This window comes from Cryobacterium sp. TMT2-42-4, assembly GCF_004402645.1.
GTDB classification, from domain to species: Bacteria; Actinomycetota; Actinomycetes; order Actinomycetales; family Microbacteriaceae; genus Cryobacterium; species Cryobacterium sandaracinum.
The window spans coordinates 1-21,468 of sequence record NZ_SOFT01000002.1 but is presented as its reverse complement, the minus strand read 5'-3'; the positions used below and the strand labels follow the sequence as shown (position 1 = coordinate 21,468).

The window sequence follows — 21,468 nt, the reverse complement described above, 5'->3', positions numbered from 1 at the left end:
CGCTTCGCGCATGGGTCGCGGAGCGATGTTTTCGATGAGGAGGACGAACGATCATGAAGCAGAAAGACTTCCTGGGGCGGCGAATGATTGGGGCCACTGCCCTCGGTGCCGCACTCATGCTGGTACTGGCCGGATGCTCTGCGGGCGGAACCGGGCAGGCGGCGAGTGAGCCTTTCACCGGTGAATACACCGGACCTGAGGTGGAGCTGTCCTATTGGAACGGCTTCACCGGCGGGGACGGTCCGTTCATGGAGAAGATGGTGTCCGACTTCAATGCTCAGCATGACACCATCAAGGTCGTCTCGAACACGATGCAGTGGACAGACTTCTACCAGCGACTGCCCGCAGCGGTGACCGCCGGCGAGGGTCCCGACGTCGGCGTGATGCACCTGGACCAGCTCGCGTCGAACGCCGCGCGAAACGTCATCGTACCGATCGACGATCTCACCGAGGACTTGGGTCTGACGTCAGACGACTTCACCGACGAAGTCTGGAATGCCGGCGTCTACAAGGACGCCCGATACGGCATTCCGCTCGATGTGCATTCCCTGGCCACGTACTATAACACCGAACATTTCGCCGCCGCTGGGATCGAAGAGGCCCCGACCGACGCGGCTTCCTTCCAGGATGCGCTCGACAAGCTCAAAGCAGCTGGGTACGAAACTCCATTCTGGATGCCGACGCGGTGGCCGAGCCACCTCATGAACCTCTCCGTGCTGTGGCAGAACGACGGTGAACCCTATGGTGACGACGGGGCAACGTTTGATTCAGCAGCCGGGGTAAAGGCACTGGAGTGGCAGCGCTCCATCGTGGACGACGGTTACAGCCCGAGTGACGTCGCCATCGACTCTCAGTACGTCGCCTTCAAGAATGGTGAAACCTCGATCACCTGGGACGGCATCTGGCAGATCAACGATCTCGCCGAGTCCGGTCTGCCTTACGCGGTCGCCCCGGTCCCCACAATTGGTGACACAGATGCCGTCTGGGCCAACTCCCATAACTTCTTCCTCCCCCGCCAGGCAAACGCGGACCAGAACAAGGTCAACGCGTCGAAGGTGTTCATCGCTTGGATGAGCGAGCAGTCCGCCGAGTGGGCAGGATCGGGCATGATCCCCGCCCGTCAGTCGGTGCGCGATGCGGGCGCCCTCGACGGCCTGCCGCAAGAAGCAATCGCGGCGACGATCGATTCGATGCGTTTCTTGCCGCCCATTCCCGGAATCGGTGGGGTGCAGGCCGAGACCCTCGAAATCGCAGTCGCCGACGGGGTTCAGGGAACGACGACGCCGAGTGACGCGCTCAAAAAAGCCGCCGGAACGGCGACGAAACTCATGGCCGACAACAAAGCCTCGTTCGGGGACTGACCAATGTCGACGAAGGTCGGTGAACGCGTCCTCCCCACGGGGAGGGCGCGCCGCCCCTCGGCTTCCGACCCGGAGTCGCAGAAAAATCGTGGAATGCGAGCGGGCACCCGGCAGCAGGGGATAGCCACACCTTGGCTGTTCCTTGCCCCCTACCTGCTTCTGTTTAGCAGCTTCGTCATCCTCCCCGCAGTTCTAGGGGTGTGGATCAGTCTTCATTCCTGGGACTACACGTTGCCGAACAAACCCTTTGTCGGCCTCGACAACTACGTCGCCTTGTTCTCACCCGGATCGACGGTTTTCGGTCCGTTCTGGGGGTCCATGCGGGCCACCGGCATCTTCACGGTACTCAGCGTGCCACTGCTCCTGATCGTCCCGCTTGCCGTCGCCCTACTCATGAGCAAGAAGTTTCCCGGACGTGACTTTCTCCGAGCAATCTACTTCGCCCCCTACGTCCTCGGCGTCGCCGTCATCTCGGTGCTGTGGCGATACCTGCTCGACAACAACATCGGGCTGGTGAACCACTATTTGGGACTCCTCGGACTTCCGGATGACACCGCGTGGACAACGACGACGCCCGCGGCCTGGGTCGCGCTCGTGGGAGTGACCGTCTGGTGGACGCTCGGATTCAACGCCGTCATCTACCTTGCCGGCCTTCAGGACATCCCGATCGAACTCTACGAAGCCGCACGTGTTGATGGGGCCGGACCGTGGATGCAGTTCCTGCACGTGACGATCCCCGGGCTCAAGCCCATCCTCTCGTTCATCACCATCATCACCCTCCTGGCATCCGCCAACATGTTTGGCCAGTCCTATCTGATGACTCAGGGCGGCCCCGGACGTGAAACGCGCACGGCCATCTATCAGATCGCCGACGCGGGTCTGCGCAACTTTCAGATGGGCAGCGCCGCAGCGATGAGTTATGTACTGACCGTATTCCTCATGGCGATCAGTGCCTTTGTCTTCTTTATCTTTCGCGAGAAACAGCCCAAGAAGCTCAAGAAGGAGGTGCGCTCGTGAACGCTCTCACGACCAGGATCAGTGCCGGTTCCCGTGCACGCAGTGCACGTCGACGGAGTGGCATAATCACTCGGGTCGTCATTCTCGGCGCGATCGCAATCGCGTTCATCAGCCCGATCATCTTCATGATCGTGACCAGCTTCAAGACCCGGGCGGACGCAACGGCTATTCCACCGACGTGGATTCCCAATCCGATTTCCGTGCAAGCTTTCGCGTCTATCCTCGCTCCCGGGACTGCGACTCCGGTGCTGCAATGGTTCGCAAACAGCATGGTCGCAGCCGCCCTCAATGCCACGCTCGTCGTCGTCACGGCGTCACTGGCGGCGTATCCGCTCGCACGAATGCAGTTTCGCGGCAAGAATTTCGTCTTCGTCATCATCGTCGCGACATTGCTGGTGCCGCCGGTGATCCTGGTGATTCCCAACTACCTCATCGTGAGCGAACTGGGGTGGCTCAACTCGCTCGTCGCGATCATCATTCCCACGGCGGCGTCCGCATTCGGAGTGTTCTTCATGCGACAGTTCTTCGTCGGCCTGCCGATCGAGTTGGAGGAGGCCGCCCGGCTCGATGGGGCGAACCGATTCGTCATCTTCATGCAAGTGGTCCTACCGCTCGCCAAACCCGCACTTGCAACACTCGCGTTGCTCGCCTTCCTCGGCAACTGGAATGACTTCCTCTGGCCCGTCTACGTCTTGTTCAGCCCGGAGATACAAACACTGCCAGCTGGACTGTCCACGCTTCAGTCCGCAAATGCCGTGCGCTACGACCTTTTGATGGCCGGCGCGGTTGTCGCGAGCGTGCCCGTGCTGGCGCTGTTCATCTTCCTCCAGCGCTTCATCATCGAGGGCGTCTCTCGCTCCGGAGTGAAGGGGTAGCACGTGTGGACCTCTGCTCGCCGCGCAGCGGTAGCGTGTGTGGCTGGAGCCATGACCGCCTTCGCGGTGAGTGGCTGCACGGCGGCTCCGGAGCACTCGGCACTTTCGGAGCCCGCCGCAGCAGATGCTGCGGTACTCAACACGAATTTTGCAGACCCCGACCTGGTGGAGGTCGACGGCACGTACTTCGCGTATGCCACGAACGACAACAACCGCAACGTGCAGGTCGCCTCCTCCACCGATCTCCTCGATTGGGAGGTGTTACCGGACGCGTTGCCGGATCTCCCAAGCTGGATCATTCCGGGAAAGACCTGGGCGCCGGAGGTCACGAGACTCACCGATGATTCATTCGTCATGTACTTCACGGCGACGAATTTTGCGCCAACGCTGCAGTGCATCGGTGTAGCCACTGCCAGCAACCCGGCCGGACCGTTCATCGTTCAGAGCGACGCCATGATCATCTGTCCAGAAGACGAAGGCGGCGCGATCGATGCAAGCACCGTGCTCATCGACGACGTCCTGTACCTCGTCTGGAAAAATGACGGAAACTGTTGCGACCTCGACACCTGGATTCAGGCGGCCACGCTCTCTCCCGACGGGCTCAGCATCACGGGCGATCCCATCAGGATCCTGAAGCAAACCGAGGATTGGGAGGGCAACCTTATCGAGGCGCCCACCATCGTGGTCCGAGGTACAGGACTCCTGATGCTCTACTCCGCGAACTCTTACGGAGACGACCGATATGCGGTCGGTGCTGCAACCGCTGCCTCAATCGATGGCCCGTGGACGAAGGAAACGGGTCCGATCCTCTCGACCGAAGGGTCCGGGGGGTTATATCGCGGCCCTGGTGGCCAAGACCTGATCTTTGGTCTGAATGGTAAGGACTATCTCGTCTTCCACGGATGGGACAAGGACTACACGTACCGCGCACTTCACGTTGCGGAGACCGAATGGGACGCCGACATTCCTCGGGTCCTGATCCCCGAGTAGCCCAATTGCGCGTGAACTTCCCTGTATCTCCACTGATTGGTGTCCCATGTCACTCACTCCGCTGTCGGGAACCCAATTCGTTCTCGAGGCTTACGGCTACACCGCTGCGATCGCGAGCATCGGCGCGAGCGTTCGATCGCTCCGATATCGCGGACGGAACCTCATCGTGCCGTTCGATGCCAACCAGGTGCGACCTTTCTTCCGGGGTGCCATCCTGGCACCGTGGCCGAACCGAGTCGTGGATGGAAGGTACACATTCGGTGGCGTCGAGCAACAGCTCAGCATCACCGAGCCGTCGAGGGGCCACGCACTCCACGGACTCGCGTCCTGGTTGAACTTTGCAGTGGTCAGGCAGGCGGCCGATCGGCTCGTCCTCGCGGCAACCGTCGAAGCGCAGCCGGGATATCCCCACCGGGTGGCGCTGGAGGTGGATTTTGCGCTTGACGCCGGTGGCCTTCGAACGGCAGTCACGGCAGTGAATGCCGGTCCAAATGCCGCCCCTTTTGGCGTCGCTCCGCACCCGTACCTTGTTGCCGGCGATGGCCGCGTCAACGACTGGACCCTGGAGCTCGCAGCCCAGCGAATCCTGACCGTGACTCCTGACCGCCTCATTCCCCTTCACCTCCGTGATCTCGATGCGGGTGATCTTGCCTTGTTTGACTTCCGCACGCCGCGGACTATCGATGACACCTTCATCGACCATGCATTCACCGGCTTCGACCGGGGCGATGAAGGTACGGCGACACTTCGATTGACGACGACCGCGGGCAGTGGAGTGGAAATGATCTGGGGTCTCGAATGCCCGTGGGTTCAAGTGCATACGGCTGATCAACCAGTACCCTCGATCGACAGAATCGGACTCGCCGTCGAACCAATGACCTGTCCGCCAGATGCGTTCAACTCTGGAATGAACCTGAACGTCCTTGAGCCATCCGGCTCAACGCGCGCCTCCTGGACGGTTCGTGCAATCGATTAGCTCTGCAGCCCGCTCCAGAATTGACGCGACTCGCGTCGCCGAATGACCAAACCGGCACGATAGCGCCTGACGTGCCTACCTCGGGGTGCCGACGAGGCACCCCTGGCGCTGACAGGGGGCAACGCGCAACCCGAATTCAGTCGCATCCACGCAGTGGCGGGTCATGTGCGATCGTGATAGATCTGAGATATGCACATTTTCCGCGCAGCCTGAGACTCTGCCCGGACATTCACCGTAAATGCACCTCCGAAAGTGAGGGCGGATCTTCCGTCTTTCACGGTCAAAATTTAGGGAGTGAAAGAAATGAAAGCAGTCGTCTATAAAGGCCCCAACGCGGTCAACGTTGAAGACGTTCCGGATGCCAAGATCGAACGCCCCACTGACGTTCTTGTTCGCATCACAGCGACGAATATTTGCGGTTCCGATTTGCACATGTACGAGGGACGCACCGATTTCGAGGTCGGGCGCACCTTTGGCCACGAAAACATGGGTGAGGTCATCGAGATCGGAAACGGCGTCGACGCCGTCAAGGTCGGCGATCGGGTCGTGCTGCCATTCAATATTTCCTGCGGGTTTTGCAAGAATTGCGAACGCGGTTTCACGAACTACTGCATGACCACTCAACCGAACCCGGTCGGCGCGGGCGCCGCCTACGGCTTCGCTGGCATGGGTCCGTATCCCGGCGGACAGGCCCAAATGCTGCGTGTGCCCTACGGCGATAACAACTGTCTGCGCCTGGGTGAAGACGCGGTAGAAAAGCAAAACGATTACGTGATGCTGTCGGACATTTTCCCTACCGGTTACCACGCTACCGAGATGGCCGGCGTGATCCCCGGTGACACGGTCGTGATTTACGGTGCGGGTCCAGTCGGACTGATGGCCGCCCTGTCCGCCACGATCAAGGGCGCGAGTAAAGTTTGGGTTGTAGACCGACGCCCTGACCGGCTGGCCCTCGCCGAGCAGATCGGTGCGATCGCCATTGATGACTCGAAGACGGACCCGGTTAAGTTCGTTTTGGACCAAACCAAGGGTATCGGCGCGGACCGGGGATGTGAATGCGTGGGTTATCAGGCCCACGACCCCCAAGGCACCGAAGATCCCGCCATGACTCTGAATCGGCTGATCCAGTCCGTGCGCATCACCGGGGGAATCGGCGTCGTCGGTGTCTTCCTTCCGGCAGATCCCGGCGGCGTCGACGATAATGCCAAGCAGGGCAAACTTTCCATAGACTATGGCCTGCAGTGGCTCAAGGGTCAAAGCATAGGCAGCGGACAATGCCCGGTGAAGAAGTACAATCGGCAGTTGCGTGACCTGATCGCCGCGGGCAAGGCCAAGCCATCCTGGATCGTTTCCCACGAGATCCCCCTCAGCAAGGCCGCGGATGCCTACAAGAACTTTGGCGAGCGCACCGACGGTTGGACCAAAGTCATCCTCAAGCCCGAGTAGGCCAACCGATCCTTCGTCGGGTATCCGCGCGTGCGCCGTCGCACGGCTACCCGGGATGAGGCAGTAGCACGTTCCGCGATGGCGACGACGGTGGCATCCGTGTTGCCGGACACTGCCGAGGGCATAATCGAGGCGTCTGCGACACGCCGTCCGTCGATTTGCGCGCCCGCACTTCCCGGGGCAGGGGCCCGACCGGCATCGGACCGCCGGTGCCCAGGATCACGGGATCACGGCGCCGTCGCCTCACCGACCCGGGAGTCGAAGTTGCCCTCTAAGGGCGCGATGTGTTCGTCCCTCGACCCAGGCAGGCCCAGCCTGGTGACAAGCGACGACGAGGTGACGCCTCCAGCGCGGCGACGACCTGCGTCTGGCGGAGCCGCAGCGCCTCGTCCCAGACGGTGGCGAACGCATCTGAGGACACCACCTGTTCGGCCGACGAGGTCGCCACGTGCGGCCGAGATCGCCCGCCACACCTGCCGAAATCGGCCGAAAGTGACGAGGTCGGAGCCGGTGCGTGACGACATCCGTCACGCCTGCGGCGAACAGAGGCACTCATTTCAGGGTTCGCTCGTTACTCTCGATGTATCGGCGCCACAACTGCCCTGGCGCCAAGGGAGCGATCACATGTTTGAGAGATTTACCGACCGAGCTCGTCGCGTCGTCGTTTTGGCCCAGGAAGAGGCCAAAATGCTCAACCACAACTACATCGGTACTGAGCACATCCTGCTCGGCCTGATCCACGAAGGCGAGGGAGTTGCGGCCAAGGCCCTCGAGAGCCTGGGTATTTCCCTCGACGCCGTGCGCGAGCAGGTGCAGGACATCATCGGCCAGGGCCAGCAGCAGCCGACGGGGCACATCCCATTCACGCCGCGCGCCAAGAAGGTTCTCGAACTGAGCTTGCGCGAAGCACTGCAGCTCGGCCACAACTACATCGGAACCGAGCACATTCTGCTCGGCCTCATCCGCGAGGGTGAAGGCGTTGCCGCCCAGGTGCTCGTCAAGCTCGGCGCCGACCTCAACCGGGTGCGCCAGCAGGTCATCCAGCTCCTCTCTGGTTACCAGGGCAAGGAGCAGGTGCAGGTCGGCGCGAACGAGCAGGCGAGCGGTCCGGCGGGCAGCCAGATTCTCGACCAGTTCGGGCGCAACCTCACGCAGGCCGCCCGCGACAACAAGCTCGACCCGGTCATCGGGCGCGAGAAGGAGATCGAGCGGGTCATGCAGATCCTGTCGCGCCGGTCCAAGAACAACCCGGTTCTGATCGGTGAACCCGGAGTCGGCAAGACCGCCGTCGTCGAGGGTCTCGCCCAGGCCATCGTCAAGGGTGATGTGCCCGAGACGCTGAAAGACAAACAGCTCTACTCGCTCGACCTCGGCTCGCTCATCGCCGGAAGCCGTTACCGCGGTGACTTCGAGGAGCGCCTGAAGAAGGTCACCAAGGAGATCCGCACCCGCGGCGACATCATCATCTTCATCGACGAGATCCACACCCTCGTCGGTGCCGGTGCCGCTGAGGGCGCCATCGACGCGGCCAGCATCCTGAAACCGCTCCTCGCCCGAGGCGAGCTGCAGACCATCGGTGCCACCACGATCGACGAGTACCGCAAGCACTTCGAGAAGGATGCCGCGCTCGAGCGACGCTTCCAGCCGATCCAGGTGGCCGAGCCGTCTCTGCCCCACACCATCAATATCCTCAAGGGGCTGCGCGACCGGTACGAGGCGCACCACAAGGTCTCGATCACCGACGGCGCTCTCGTGGCCGCGGCGAACCTGGCCGACCGCTACGTCTCCGACCGGTTCCTGCCGGACAAGGCCATCGACCTGATCGACGAGGCCGGCGCCCGCCTGCGCCTGTCGATCCTGTCCAGCCCGCCCGAGCTGCGCGAATTCGACGAGAAGATCGCCGTGGTGCGCGCTGCCAAGGAGACCGCCATCGAGGAGCAGGACTTCGAGAAGGCCGCCGGCCTGCGCGACGAGGAGAAGAACCTCCTCGGCGAGCGTTTGCGCCTCGAGAAGAAGTGGAAGTCGGGCGACGTCAAGACGACCGCCGTCGTCGACGAGGGTCTGATCGCCGAGGTTCTGGCCCAGGCCACCGGCATCCCCGTCTTCAAACTCACCGAGGAGGAGTCCTCGCGGCTCGTCTTCATGGAGAAGGCGCTGCACCAGCGCGTCATCGGTCAGGAAGAGGCCATCTCGGCGCTCGCCAAGACCATCCGTCGCACCCGTGCCGGACTGAAGGACCCGAAACGCCCGAGCGGTTCGTTCATCTTCGCGGGCCCCACCGGCGTCGGAAAGACCGAGCTGGCCAAGGCGCTCGCCGAGTTCCTCTTCGACGACGAGGCCGCCATGATCTCCCTCGACATGAGTGAGTACGGCGAGAAGCACACCGTGTCCCGACTGTTCGGCGCCCCTCCCGGATTCGTCGGCTTCGAAGAGGGCGGCCAGCTCACCGAGAAGGTGCGCCGCAAGCCGTTCTCCGTGGTGCTGTTCGACGAGATCGAGAAGGCCCACCCTGACATCTTCAACTCGCTCCTGCAGATTCTTGAAGAGGGCCGGTTGACGGATGGCCAGGGCCGCGTCGTCGACTTCAAGAACACCGTGATCATCATGACCACGAACCTCGGTACCAAGGACATCAGCGGTGCGCCCGTCGGTTTCCAACTCGAGGGTGACACGTCCACCGGTTACGACCGGATGAGCGGCAAGGTGAAGGATGAGCTGAAGAAGCACTTCAAGCCCGAGTTCCTCAACCGCGTGGACGAGATCATCGTCTTCCCGCAGCTGACCAAGCCGGAACTACTCCAGATCGTGGACCTGTTCATCAAGCGCTTGGGCGAGCGCCTGCTCGACCGCGACATGACCGTGGACCTGACCCTCGCCGTGAAGGAGCACTTGATCGAGGTCGGCTTCGACCCCGCACTCGGTGCCCGTCCGTTGCGCCGTGCCATCCAGCGCGAGGTGGAGGACCGCCTGTCGGAAAAGATCCTGCAGGGCGAGCTCAACGCCGGCGACCACGTGCACGTGGATTACGTGGGAGGGGAGTACATCTTCACCACGACGGTGCGCGCTTCCGCCGTCGCCGTCGGCGTCAACACCACGGCCGCAATCGGCACGGGGCCGGGCTCGCCCGACCTCGCGGTGACCAGCGAGTAGCGGTAACCCGGTAGAAGGGGCCCGGCGGAGACATCCGCCGGGCCCCTTCTCGTTCTTGCGGCTGCCTAGACTGGTGGCTTGGATGTTCCGAATGAGTGAACCGAGAGAGATCGGTGGGCAGCGAATGCAGGAGTTTTTGGTGCGCCGGGCACGCACCACCGATGTGCCTCGAATCCAGGCGCTCGTGGCGCCACTGGTGCAGGAGCGTATTCTGCTCGGCAAGGAAAGCGTCGTCTTCTATGAGGCGGTGCAGGAATTCCGGGTGGTCGAGGATGCCGACGGCACTCTGATCGGCTGCGGCGCCCTGCACGTGATGTGGGAGGACCTGGGCGAGGTGCGCACCCTCGCCGTAACCGCCGACCGGCTCGGCCATGGCGTCGGCCACGCGCTGATGGACCGGCTCGAAGCGGATGCTCGCGAGCTCGGCCTCAGCCGCCTCTTCTGCCTGACCTTCGAGGTGCCATTTTTCGCCCGGCACGGCTTCACCGACATGGGCTCCGAAACCGTCGGCCCGCAGGTGTACGCCGAGCTCGTGCGCTCGCACGATGAGGGTGTCGCCGAGTTCCTCGACCTGGCCCGAGTCAAGCCGAACACGCTCGGCAACACCCGGATGGTCAAGCGGCTCGACTGACCGTCTGGAAGCTGGCCGCAGTGGGCAGAAGACAGCGAGAGATTACCCGTTCAGGTGCCGCTCAGGTGAGGGTAGTTATGGAGATTTCTGCTCATCCGAGCGAAACGCCCGAATTCACTGATTGTTACTTCGCAGGTAGCGCACTGGCAACACCGCCTCCGTAGCATGGCGATCACTGTCGATCGTTAATAGCTGAGGAAAACTATGTCGCCTGCACCGAACAGCCGTTTGAAACTGGCTTTTTCTGCTCTACTCGGAGTGGGGCTGGTCGCCAGCCCCCTGGTGGCCCTGCCCGCCTTCGCCAACGTCGGCGGCACCGGGGTCGTGATCAACGAGGCCTACCTGAACGGCGGCAGCACGGGAGCGACCTACCTCAACAAGTTCGTCGAGCTCTACAACCCCACGGACGCTGCCGTCTCCCTCGCCGGCACCTCGCTGCAGTATCGGTCGGCCACAGGCGCGGCTAACCCGTCCGGCACGCTTGCACTGAGCGGCTCGATCCCCGCCAAGGGGTACTACCTGGTGCAGGGAACGGCCAACTCGACCAGTGGCGCGGCGCTGCCCACCCCCAACGCCACCCTCGGCTTCTCTTTCAGCGGCGGAGGCGGGACCCTCTTCCTCGCCAGCCAGGTTACGCAGCTGACGGCCCCGGCCACGGGATCCCTCCTCAACGCCCCGGGCGTCATCGACCTACTCGGCTACGGCACGTCGCTGACGTTTGAGACCACGGTGGCGTCTGCCGCCTCCGTCACCACCGCGCTCACCCGCGCCACGGGCCTCGACACCGACGTCAACTCGGCCGACTTCATCGTCGCGGCTCCCACCCCGACGAACGCCGCAGGCGAGACCGCAGCGACCCCGGTCGACCCGACCGCGACGCCGACCGCGACGCCGACCACGACGCCCACCGCGACAACTCCGCCCGTGCCTGCCACCGCCCTTGCGATCAACGAGATCCAGGGATCCACAGATGCGGGCGCCCAGACCGGCAAGGTCGTCACCACGACCGGCGTCGTCACCGCCACATATCCCACGGGCGGTTTCAAAGGATTTTACCTGCAGACCCCCGGCACCGGCGGCGCGGTCGACCTGACCACGCACACCGCGTCCGACGCCCTCTTCGTTTACACGAACGCACTGGCCGCCCCGGTCACGGCCGGCGACTACGTCTCCGTCACCGGCACCGCGAGCGAGTTCTTCGGCCTCACCCAGATCACGATCGCCGCGCTCAGCGATGTGACCGCGTTGGACAAGGCCGGGATCGTCGGCCCGGTGCCCGCCACGGTCGGCCTCCCGTCAACGGATGTCGCACGTGAGTCTCTCGAGGGCATGCTCGTCTCCCCGCAGGGCGACTTCACCGTCACCAACAACTATGCGACCAACCAGTACGGCGAGATCGGCCTCGCGGCCGGAACCACCCCGCTCGTCGGCCCGACCGTCACCGCTCGCCCGGGAACGGACGCGTACACCGCGGCCGTCGCCGGCAACAAGGCGCGCGCGGTCACCCTCGACGACGGTGCCACCACCAACTTCTTGTCCAGCATCAACAAGGACAAGCCCGTCCCCTACCTTTCGACGACCAGCCCGGTGCGCATCGGCGCCGCCGTCACGTTCGCGACGCCGGTCATCTTCGACTTCCGCAACAGTGCCTGGAAGTTCCAGCCGACCACCGAACTGGTGCCTGCGACCGCCGCAGCCGTGCAGCCCGCCACCTTTGCCGACACCCGCACCGCGGCACCTCGGTCGGTAGGCGGCGACATCCGTCTGGCCACCTTCAACGTGCTCAACTACTTCGCCACCACCGGTGACTCGATCTCCGGCTGCAGCTACTACACCGACCGGGCCGGCACGCCGATCACGGTCAACAGCGGATGCGACGCCCGCGGCGCGGCCACCCAGGTCAGCTTCGAGCGCCAGCAGGCAAAGATCGTCTCGGCGATCAACGCCCTCGACGCCCACGTCATCACGCTGGAGGAGATCGAGAACTCGGCCCGTTTCGGCAAGGACCGCGACTTCGCCCTCGCCAACCTCGTCACCGCCCTGAACACCGACGCGGGCAGCCCGGTTTGGGCGTTCGTACCCTCACCGGCCGCCCTCCCCGCTAGCGAAGATGTCATCCGCACCGCATTCATCTACAAGACCGCCGCGGTCGAAACCGTCGGCGGATCGACCATCTTCGACGACGCCGCGTTCGCGAACGCCCGCCAGCCGCTCGCCCAGGCGTTCCAGTTGGTCGGCGATGCCGGCAGCAGCTTCCTCGCGATCGTCAACCACTTCAAGTCGAAGGGTTCCGGAACCGGCGCCGACGCCAACACCGGCGACGGCCAGGGAGCCTCGAACCTGTCCCGCGTGAACCAGGCGACCGCGCTCGTCAAGTTCGCCGACACCTTGAAGGCCAGTACCGGCATCGCGCGCGTCTTCCTCACCGGTGACTTCAACGCCTACGACCAGGAAGACCCGATCAAGGTCATCACCGACGCGGGCTACCTCAGCCAGGAGGCCAAGAGCGGCGAGTACACCTACGCCTTCGGCGGTACCGTCGGCTCGCTCGACCACGTGTTCGCGTCGCCCGAGGCGAATGCCGCGGTCACCGATGTGGACGTCTGGAACATCAACTCGGTCGAGTCCGTTGCGCTCGAGTACAGCCGCTACAACAACAACGTCACCGACTTCTACGTGGCCGACGCGTTCCGCTCGTCGGACCACGACCCGGCGATCGTCGGGTTGGCCCTCGCCAGCCCCACCGACGTCGACATCAACCTGCTCAACATCAACGACTTCCACGGGCGCATCGACGGCAACACGGTGAAGTTCGCCGGAACGATCGAGCAGCTCCGCGCGGAATACGGAGACGCGTCCACTTTGTTCCTCTCCGACGGTGACAACATCGGCGCTTCCCTGTTCGCCTCGGCGTCGCAGGGCGACAAGCCCACCATCGACGTGCTGAACGCGCTCGGACTCAAGACCTCGGCCGTGGGCAACCACGAGTTCGACCAGGGCTTCGCCGACCTCACCGGGCGCGTCGCCGAAGCCGCCGACTTCGAGTACCTCGGCGCGAACGTCTACCTGCTCGGAACGACGACCCCGGCGATGCAGGAATATGCGATCTTCGATGTCGACGGTGTCTCGGTCGGTGTGATCGGCTCCGTTACCAAGGAGACCCCGGCGCTGGTGTCGCCGAACGGGATCGCCAGCCTGAGCTTCGGTGACCCGGTCGCCGCGGTCAACCGGGTCTCGGCCCAGCTCACCGACGGAGACCCGGCCAACGGCGAAGCCGACGTGCTGATCGCCGAGTACCACGAGGGTGCCAGCGCCGGAACGCCGGACAACGCGACCCTCGAGCAGGAACTCGCCCTCACCGACAGTGTGTTCGCAGCGATCGTCACGCAGACGTCAGCCGAAGTCGACGCGATCTTCACCGGCCACACGCACAAGCAATACGCGTGGAACGCACAGCTGCCCGGTGCGCCCGCCGGCGTCACCCGCCCGGTGCTTCAGACCGGCAACTACGGTGAGAACATCGGTCAGGTCGTGCTGAACTACGACATTGCCTCCGGTGACACCACGACCGTGAAGAACCAGAACGTCAAGCGCTCGGTCACCGCCGACGCCACCCTGGTTGCCGCCTACCCGAGGGTCGCCTTGGTGAAGACAATCACGGATGCCGCGCTCGCCCAGGCGGCCGTCATCGGCAACCAGCCGATCGGCTCCGTCACCGCCGACATCACTCGCGCCTGCCTCGGTGGCACCGCACCGTGCGCGGAGAACCGGGCCGCACCATCGGCGATGGGCACCCTGGTGGCCAACTCGCTGCGCGAATCGCTGGCTGACCCGCTCAAGGGCGGCGCCGAAATCGGCGTGGTCAACCCCGGCGGCATGCGCGCCGAGCTGCTACTCGCACCGGACGGCGTCGTCACCTACGCCGAGGCCAACGCGGTGCTGCCGTTCCTGAACAACCTGTGGACGACCAGCCTCACCGGGGCCCAGTTCAAGACGGTACTGGAGCAGCAGTGGCAGCGTGACGCGGCCGGCAACATTCCGAGCCGTCCGTACCTGCAGCTAGGCCTCTCCGACAACGTCAACTACACGTTCGACGCGAGCCGGACCGAGGGTGACCGCATCACGGGCATCTGGATCGACGGCTCGGCAATCGATCCGGCGCGCTCCTACCGGGTCGGCTCGTTCAACTTCTTGCTCACCGGAGGCGACAACTTTCGGGAGTTCAAGAATGGAACGGGCACCCGCGACTCCGGTCTCGTCGACCGGGACGCGTGGATTTCCTACATCACGGCCAAGAGCCCGCTGACGCCGTCGTTCGCCACCCGCCAGGCCAGTGTCACGGGTGTCCCGACCGTGGCGGTCGAGCGCGGCGCCTCGGTCACGTTCACCGTGGGCAACCTGAACCTGAGCTCGCTCGGCGCGCCGAAGAACACGGCGCTGTCGTTGGTCTGGGCCGGCAGCAGTGCCAGCCTGGGCGCGGCCGCCGTTGATGCAACGGGTGCGGCGACGGTCACCGTCACGGTGCCGCAGGATGCCGCGGCGAACAGCGTGCTCGAACTCACCACCACGGAGTCCGGCACGATCGTGCGGGTGCCGATCACCGTCGTTGTGCCGGTTCCGCCGACGAGTGAACCGGTCGCCGCCAGCCCGAAAGCGCTGACCAAGGCGCTCAAGAACGCGATCGTCACGGACGCGGCCACGTATGCCGTGGGTGCCCCGGTTACGGTCGACGTCGGGGCGGCGCGTGCCGGTGAGTTCGTCTCCGTGTCGCTGCAGTCCAAGCCAGTGGAGAACCTGGGCGGCTGGCTGCTGGTGAACGCGCAGGGTGAGGTCAGGACGACCCTGCCGGCCGACACCCGTGCGGGCAAGTACAAGCTGGTCGTGCAGGACGAGAACGATAACGTGCTCGGCTGGACCGAGATCAGGGTCGACAAGGCGCCGCGCGGCCGGTAGCCCGGGGCAAACCGGACCGGCGCGAAACCGAGCCTCTCGAGGTCGGCCGCGCCGGTTCGGCGTTTCCTGCCCGACACGCGCACGACACGCACAGCATTGCCGGCGGCGCCGGTATACCTCGTTAGCCTTGGGTAATGTCGACGATCAAACATCCGGTCGGCCCCCAGTCCAGCAAGGTGTACTGGCGCCGTCGTCTCGTGGTGGGCCTCGGCCTGCTCATCGTGCTCGCCCTCCTCATCCTGATCATCTCGTCTATCGTGCGCCCGGCCGCCGGCACCGGTGTGCCCGACAGCACTCCGACGCCCGCGGCCGAGGCGGCCGGGTCGGAGGTCTCCGCCTCCGGCCCGGCGGCCGACCCGGCCGCGTGCGCCCCCGCATCCGTGCAGATCGAAGCGACCACCGACGCGGTCAGCTACGAACCGGGGGCAGAGCCGATGCTCTCGCTCAGCGTCACCAACATCGGCGACGTGCCGTGCGTGCTGAACGCGGGCACGGCGACGCAGGTGTTCACGGTGTCGAGCGGCACGGATGTCTACTGGACGTCGACCGACTGCCAGCAGGAGCCAGGCGACGCCGACGTCACCCTGCAGCCGGGTGAACCCGTGAGTTCCGGCGAAGCGATCGCCTGGGACCGCACCCGTTCGAACCCGGACACCTGCGGCGAAGCCAGCCGCGATGCCGCGCCGGCCGGCGGAGCGGCCTACAACCTGACCGTGAGTGTCGACGGCATCGAGTCGGCGAACCCGAAGCAGTTCTTCCTCTCCTGAACCGGCCCGGCCGCCGTTCGCTCGTGGCATGCCCCCCAAGGGTCGGATTCGTCGTGTCACTACCGCGCCAACTGGTTGAATGGAAGCCGTGACTGACGCTACTCCACCGACGCATTCCCCTGCCCTCGCTGCCGCTCTGGCCGCCCAGGATGTGGTCGCCGTGGCCTATGCCCTGCGCAACGACGTGATGATCGTGCCGCAGCTGGTCGTCAACGGGCAGGCGGAACAGGTGCGGGTCTTCGGCCGTGAAGGCACCGACCGACGGATGCTGCTGCTCTTCTCCTCCGCCGAGAACTACGCCCGCATGGTTCCCGACGAGATCGATCCGCAGATCATGGTCGGCGACGCACAGTGGCTTCGCGAATTCCTCACCGTGCACCAGCAGGTGCTCGAGATGGTGTTCTTCGACGTCGCCGGTCCCCATGTCATGCAGGCCGCACCGGCGGACCTGATGCGCGCCCTCGGCCCGCTGCCCGGCGAGGAAGAAACCGGCACGAGCGAACCCGGCCGGTAGCGCCCGACTGACCCCCTCAGGCTGGGGGTCCCCAGAGCCCCGGCCGCGTAGCCGGCCCGCGCTAGGCTGGCGCTAGACAGTGTTCGGCCCGCTCCCGAAGCGGAATCCGACGGACTTTTCACGGTCAGCATTCAGCCTGTCAGGGAGCAGGTCAGAGTAGTGGGGACCGAACAGGATCCGACCGATGCCCGCCTCGCGGGCATCGAGCGACAGTACTGGATCGACCGCAATATCGCCCTCCAGGACGCCGAGGCCTGGCTCGCCGAGTTCGGCGACGGGGAGCACGGAGCGACCGCGCGACGGCTGCAGGTTGTCGTCGCGGCCGTGCGCATCCGTCGCGGCGACCCGAGTCAGAGCGCCGTTGACGTGCAACAGATTCTGAGCTGGGCGGAGCAGCACGGCGAGCTCGCCCTGCAGTCGCGCTGTCACGACGTGCTCGGTTCCGTGTTCGAGATGGTGGGCGACCGCGCCCTGGCCTTGGAACACGCCGTCGCCGCGAACGACCTGCTCGAGGAGTCGGAGGTTCCACTCATGCGTGCAGCCGCCCGCAAGTGCCTGGCCGACGCGCTGGGCTCGGCCGGGTCCCTGGACGAGGCGCGCCGCCGCTACGACGATGCCCTCCGCCTCGTGATCGATGACCCCGAGACCATCATCCGCTACAACATCCTGAACAATCTCGCCTACACCGAGTACCTGGCCCACAATCAGGTTGAGGCCCTCGCGGCAGTGGAACAGCTGATCGGCCTGTCCGAGGTGGGCGACCGGCAGATCGGCATGTACGCCCTCGACACGGTCGCGCGCGTCTACCTGACGGCGGGGAGGCTGGACGAGGCGGAAGCGAAGCTGCTGCCGGCGATGGACCCGGCCGTGGGCGACCTGCATCCCGACGGGTCCGCAGTGGCTCTGGTCACGCTGGCCGAGATCTATCGCACGCAGGGCAAGCTGGCCCGGGCGCAGACCGTCCTCGACCGGTGCCGCGAGCTGTCCCAGCGGTTCGGGCTCACCCGCTGGTCGACGGAAGCGGCCAGGGAGCAGGCCGAGATCCATGCGGCCAACGGCGCCTTCCGCGCCGCGTTCGAGGCGTACCGGCACTTCCACGAACAGTCCGAGGCGCTCGGTGCGAGCGAGAACGAGTCGCGCGGGCGCATTCTCGATGCCATGTTCCAGACCGCCGAGTCCCGCCGAGAGAGCGAGCGGTATCGAGAGTTGGCTGAGCGCGATCCGCTCACCGGGCTGCACAACCGCCGGTTCGTCGATGAACATCTCAGCGCCGCGCTGATGCGTCTGCGCGAGGGTGGGCCGAGCGTGGCCATCGCCATGGTCGACCTCGATCACTTCAAGCGCATCAATGACACGCTGTCGCACGAGGTCGGCGACACTGTGCTGCGCGAGGTGGGCAGCATCCTGATCGCTGCGGCGGCATCCGCGGCCGACGGCATCGCCGCACGCCTGGGCGGCGAGGAATTCCTGCTGATCATGCCAGGCATCGACGCCATCGAGGCGTACCGGCGTTTCGAGGCGGTCTGCCGCTCGATCGCTGATCACGACTGGTCGCCGATCACCGGCGCCCTGCCGGTGACCGCGAGTCTCGGGATTGCCCTGGCGCCTGCCGACGGCCAGCAGAGCTCGGACCTGCTGCGCGCCGCCGATGTGCGCCTGTACGTGGCCAAACGTGACGGTCGCAACCGGGTCGTTCACGCCGCCATCGTCTCCACGTCGACCCCGGAGGCGGAACTGCTCGCGGCCCGATGACCGCGGTGGGTCGGGCTTTGCGGGGGTCGAGCGCCGGGCGCTCGAGCTCGGCGAGACCCCGGTGACCCGAACCTGCCGCTCGCCCGGGACATCCGTGGCGGCCCGCGCCGGATGCTCCCGTCTAGAACGCGCGGTCGAGCTCGGCGTCCCGTGCGGACTGGCCGGTCGCGATGGCCGCGGCGACCGCGGTGCCGATCGCGCCGGCCTCGGCATCGAGGCGGATGGTGAAGCCGAGCCGGGCAGCCTCGGCTGCGCGCAGCTTGGCCGCCGACACCGGTCGCACCTCGCCGGCGAGGCTGATCTCGCCGAACGCCACGGCCCCCTGAGCGATCGGCTTGTCCTTGAACGCGGATGCGATGGCGAGGGCGATGGCGAGGTCGGCGGCCGGTTCGGTGAGACGGATGCCGCCTACGGTCGACACGTAGACATCCATGCTGCCCAGCCCCGACAGGCTCGCCCGGCGCTCGAGCACAGCGAGGAGCATCGCCACCCGTGAAGAGTCCACCCCGTTGGTGACGCGGCGGGGGTTCGGAGCCTGGGTCTTGATCACCAGAGCCTGCACTTCGACCGGCATCGCCCGGCGGCCCTCGAGCGCCACCGTGACGCAGGTGCCGGACACGGGGGTGGAGCCGCGGCTGAGGAACAGCGCGCTCGGGTCGGGCACCTCGGCGATGCCGTCGCCGGTCATCTCGAAGCAGCCCACCTCGTCGGTCGAGCCGAACCGGTTCTTGAGCGCCCGCACGAAGCGCAGCGCGCTCTGCCGGTCACCCTCGAACTGGCACACCACGTCGACGAGGTGTTCGAGCAGGCGGGGCCCGGCGATCGAGCCGTCTTTGGTGACGTGCCCGACGAGCAGGATGGGCAGGTTGCGGTCTTTGGCCACCCGGATCAGAGTGGAGGCCACCTCCCTCACCTGGCTGGGCATGCCCGCAAGGCCGTCGGAGAGCGAGCTGGCCACCGTCTGCACCGAGTCGACGATGACGAGGTTGGGCTGAACGGCGTCGATCTGGCCGAGGATGGTGGCCAGGTCGGTCTCGGCGGCGATGTACAGCTCGGGTTGCAGCGCCCCGGTGCGCTCGGCCCGCAACCGCACCTGGCTGACCGATTCCTCGGCGCTGACGTAGAGCACGCGGGATTTGGCGGCCGCTGCCTTGGAGGCCACCTCGAGAAGCAGTGTCGACTTGCCGACGCCGGGCTCGCCGCTGAGCAGGATGACCGAGCCCGGCACGATGCCGCCGCCCAGCACCCGGTCGAACTCGGCGATGCCGGTAGGCCAGTGCGAGACGGCCGTGGTGTCGACGTGGGTGATCGGGCGGGCGACGCCCGCGCCGGTGACGCTGGCCGGCTTGAGCGCGCGGGCCAGGCTCGCCTTCTCGGTGGTGTCCACCACGGTGCCCCACTGCTGGCATTCGCCGCAGCGGCCTGCCCACTTCAGGGTGGTCCAGCCACACTCGGTGCAACGGAAGGAGGAAACGGGTCTGGCCATTCTGCGAGCCTAGCTCGGGCCGCTGACACCACCCGATTCCGAAGTGTTCGCCACCGGAGTCGACGTGGGATCCGGCGCGGGGGAGGGCAGGCCGACCGACACGGTCGAGGGCAGGCCGGCAGGCGCGTGTGCGGATGAGGGCAGGTCGACAGCCGCGTTGGGGGCATCCGGCCCGGCTAGGGCGGCAGGCCGGATGCCCCGCACCAGATGAGCGCTCAGCGCCGGAACGAACGCCTCGGCCCAGGCCCGGTAGCCGCGGTTATTGGGGTGGAACAGGTCGCCCGCGACATGCGTGGCGACGCTGCGCAGCCCGAGCCGCTTCGTCGTGGCGTGGAGCGGCACCACGCGTAGCTGGTGCTCCGCGGCCACCTGGCGGATGATGCGGTTGGCGACGGCGACCATCCGTTCGTTGCGGGGCAGGTGGAAGCAGGGTAGGTCGGCGACCAGGGCGTGCGGGGGCAGCGCCGCGAAGACCTGCCGGATGCCGGCCTCGAAGACGGCGGCGTCCCAGAGGGCGATGTCGTTGGCGCCGATCGCGACCGTGACGATGTCCGGGGTGAGCTTCACGAACGTGGGCAGCTGGTCGCGCACAGCCAGTTCGACCGTGGCCCCCGACACGCTCAGGTTCACCACGCGCACCGAGCGGCCGGTGGAGAGACGGATGTGGTCGGTCAGGATTCCGACATAGCCGCGGTGCGGGGAACTCGCCCCGATCCCCTGCGCAGCACTGTCTCCGATGACGGCGTAGATCAGCTCGCCCTTGTCTTTCGCGCGGGCGCGCCACCAGAGAGAGTGCACCGGCAGGGTCTCATTGAGAATCACCGAGCTCTCGGCGATGCGACGCTGGAAGCCCCGGTAATTGATCACGGCGGCGGCGCCGAGGCCGGCCGCTGTGGCCAGGGTTCCGGCAGTGAGGGCAAGGGAACGGAGCCTGTGGTTCGCGGTGATCACCCGGTGAGAATACCGCTTCGTGCTGGGTTCTCGTCGTTCAGGTCGTTCAGGGTCGTTCGGGGCCGTTCAGACACGGATGTCCGCCGCCGCGATTCGCGCAAGGCCCCCGATTTCAACTAAACTCTCCCCCGGTACCGTGTCCGAGCGGCCGAAGGTGCAACTCTCGAAAAGTTGTGTGGGGGAGACTCCACCGTGGGTTCAAATCCCACCGGTACCGCCACAGAAAACCCCCTGCAGCCCAGTGTTTCATTGGGAAGCAGGGGGTTTTTTCTTGTCCGGAATGACCCAGCGGTAACGCAGCGGTAACGGAACATTTGGGAGCGGGTGTGAGCAAGTGTGAGTTGAGGCGCGCGGAGTGTGGTGACCCACGCGACTGCCGGGGAGCCCGCACCTTCCTGGCGACCATCTTCATGGTGCGCTGTGGCGGCTGGAGAGCAGCCGTTTCAATGTCCTCGCATCGATCACTGCGAGGCCCTACGTGTCAGGGTGAGTTGAGGCCAGTAGCTCAGAGCAAGTCCGCCGTTTGACGTAGGGCGAGAATCAGGAAGTCCCACCATGTCCAGCCCATCGTTGATCGCCGTGCGCGACGATAGTTCCAT

The 21,468-nt window shown here is 65.4% G+C and carries 14 protein-coding genes and 1 tRNA gene; 13 read left to right on the top strand and 2 right to left on the bottom strand.

From position 1 onward, the window contains the following. The first annotated feature begins 53 nt into the window (after positions 1–53). From E3O18_RS00165 to E3O18_RS00105, 12 genes are all read left to right on the top strand, one after another. Entirely contained in the window at positions 54–1,361 is a 1,308-nt protein-coding gene (locus E3O18_RS00165) for an ABC transporter substrate-binding protein (protein ID WP_134417184.1), read from the top strand. Positions 1,362–1,454: 93 nt separating this feature from the next. Continuing rightward, positions 1,455–2,378, top strand: coding sequence for a sugar ABC transporter permease (locus tag E3O18_RS00160; RefSeq protein WP_134417182.1), 924 nt, complete (start codon positions 1,455–1,457; stop codon positions 2,376–2,378). A gap of 125 nt (positions 2,379–2,503) precedes the next feature. Next, a complete protein-coding gene (locus E3O18_RS00155) occupies positions 2,504–3,253 on the top strand; it encodes a carbohydrate ABC transporter permease (protein WP_134395371.1) in 750 nt (249 codons plus the stop codon). A gap of 51 nt (positions 3,254–3,304) precedes the next feature. Beyond that, positions 3,305–4,243: a glycoside hydrolase family 43 protein gene (locus E3O18_RS00150; RefSeq protein ID WP_134417180.1), complete on the top strand. Its 939-nt coding sequence runs from the start codon at positions 3,305–3,307 to the stop codon at positions 4,241–4,243. Positions 4,244–4,289: 46 nt separating this feature from the next. Continuing rightward, positions 4,290–5,219 (top strand): aldose 1-epimerase family protein, encoded by a 930-nt coding sequence (locus E3O18_RS00145; protein ID WP_134417178.1) that lies wholly within the window; start codon positions 4,290–4,292, stop codon positions 5,217–5,219. 303 nt (positions 5,220–5,522) lie between these two features. After that, positions 5,523–6,665 (top strand): glutathione-independent formaldehyde dehydrogenase, encoded by a 1,143-nt coding sequence (locus tag E3O18_RS00140; protein WP_134397159.1) that lies wholly within the window; start codon positions 5,523–5,525, stop codon positions 6,663–6,665. Positions 6,666–7,289: 624 nt separating this feature from the next. Then, positions 7,290–9,815: an ATP-dependent Clp protease ATP-binding subunit gene (locus E3O18_RS00130; protein ID WP_134395367.1), complete on the top strand. Its 2,526-nt coding sequence runs from the start codon at positions 7,290–7,292 to the stop codon at positions 9,813–9,815. 124 nt (positions 9,816–9,939) lie between these two features. Next, positions 9,940–10,446 (top strand): amino-acid N-acetyltransferase, encoded by a 507-nt coding sequence (locus tag E3O18_RS00125; RefSeq protein WP_134397160.1) that lies wholly within the window; start codon positions 9,940–9,942, stop codon positions 10,444–10,446. A 204-nt stretch (positions 10,447–10,650) separates the two neighbouring features. After that, on the top strand, positions 10,651–15,399 hold the full coding sequence (locus E3O18_RS00120; protein WP_134417176.1) for an ExeM/NucH family extracellular endonuclease: 4,749 nt from the start codon (positions 10,651–10,653) through the stop codon (positions 15,397–15,399). 134 nt (positions 15,400–15,533) lie between these two features. Continuing rightward, a complete protein-coding gene (locus E3O18_RS00115; RefSeq protein ID WP_134417174.1) occupies positions 15,534–16,166 on the top strand; it encodes a hypothetical protein in 633 nt (210 codons plus the stop codon). Between the two features lie 88 nt (positions 16,167–16,254). Further along, entirely contained in the window at positions 16,255–16,680 is a 426-nt protein-coding gene (locus E3O18_RS00110; RefSeq protein WP_233191481.1) for a dehydrogenase, read from the top strand. 159 nt (positions 16,681–16,839) lie between these two features. After that, entirely contained in the window at positions 16,840–18,432 is a 1,593-nt protein-coding gene (locus E3O18_RS00105; RefSeq protein WP_134395364.1) for a diguanylate cyclase, read from the top strand. Between the two features lie 121 nt (positions 18,433–18,553). On the opposite strand, the gene radA is transcribed toward E3O18_RS00105, so the two are convergent. Together radA and E3O18_RS00095 are read right to left on the bottom strand one after the other, a co-directional pair. Then, positions 18,554–19,918: a DNA repair protein RadA gene (radA, locus tag E3O18_RS00100; RefSeq protein WP_134395363.1), complete on the bottom strand. Its 1,365-nt coding sequence runs from the start codon at positions 19,916–19,918 to the stop codon at positions 18,554–18,556. 9 nt (positions 19,919–19,927) lie between these two features. Further along, a complete protein-coding gene (locus E3O18_RS00095) occupies positions 19,928–20,869 on the bottom strand; it encodes an SGNH/GDSL hydrolase family protein (RefSeq protein WP_241973218.1) in 942 nt (313 codons plus the stop codon). A 130-nt stretch (positions 20,870–20,999) separates the two neighbouring features. Between E3O18_RS00095 and E3O18_RS00090 the strand changes: the two genes are divergently transcribed. Then, positions 21,000–21,089: transfer RNA gene (locus E3O18_RS00090), tRNA-Ser, on the top strand. Positions 21,090–21,468 lie beyond the last annotated feature (379 nt).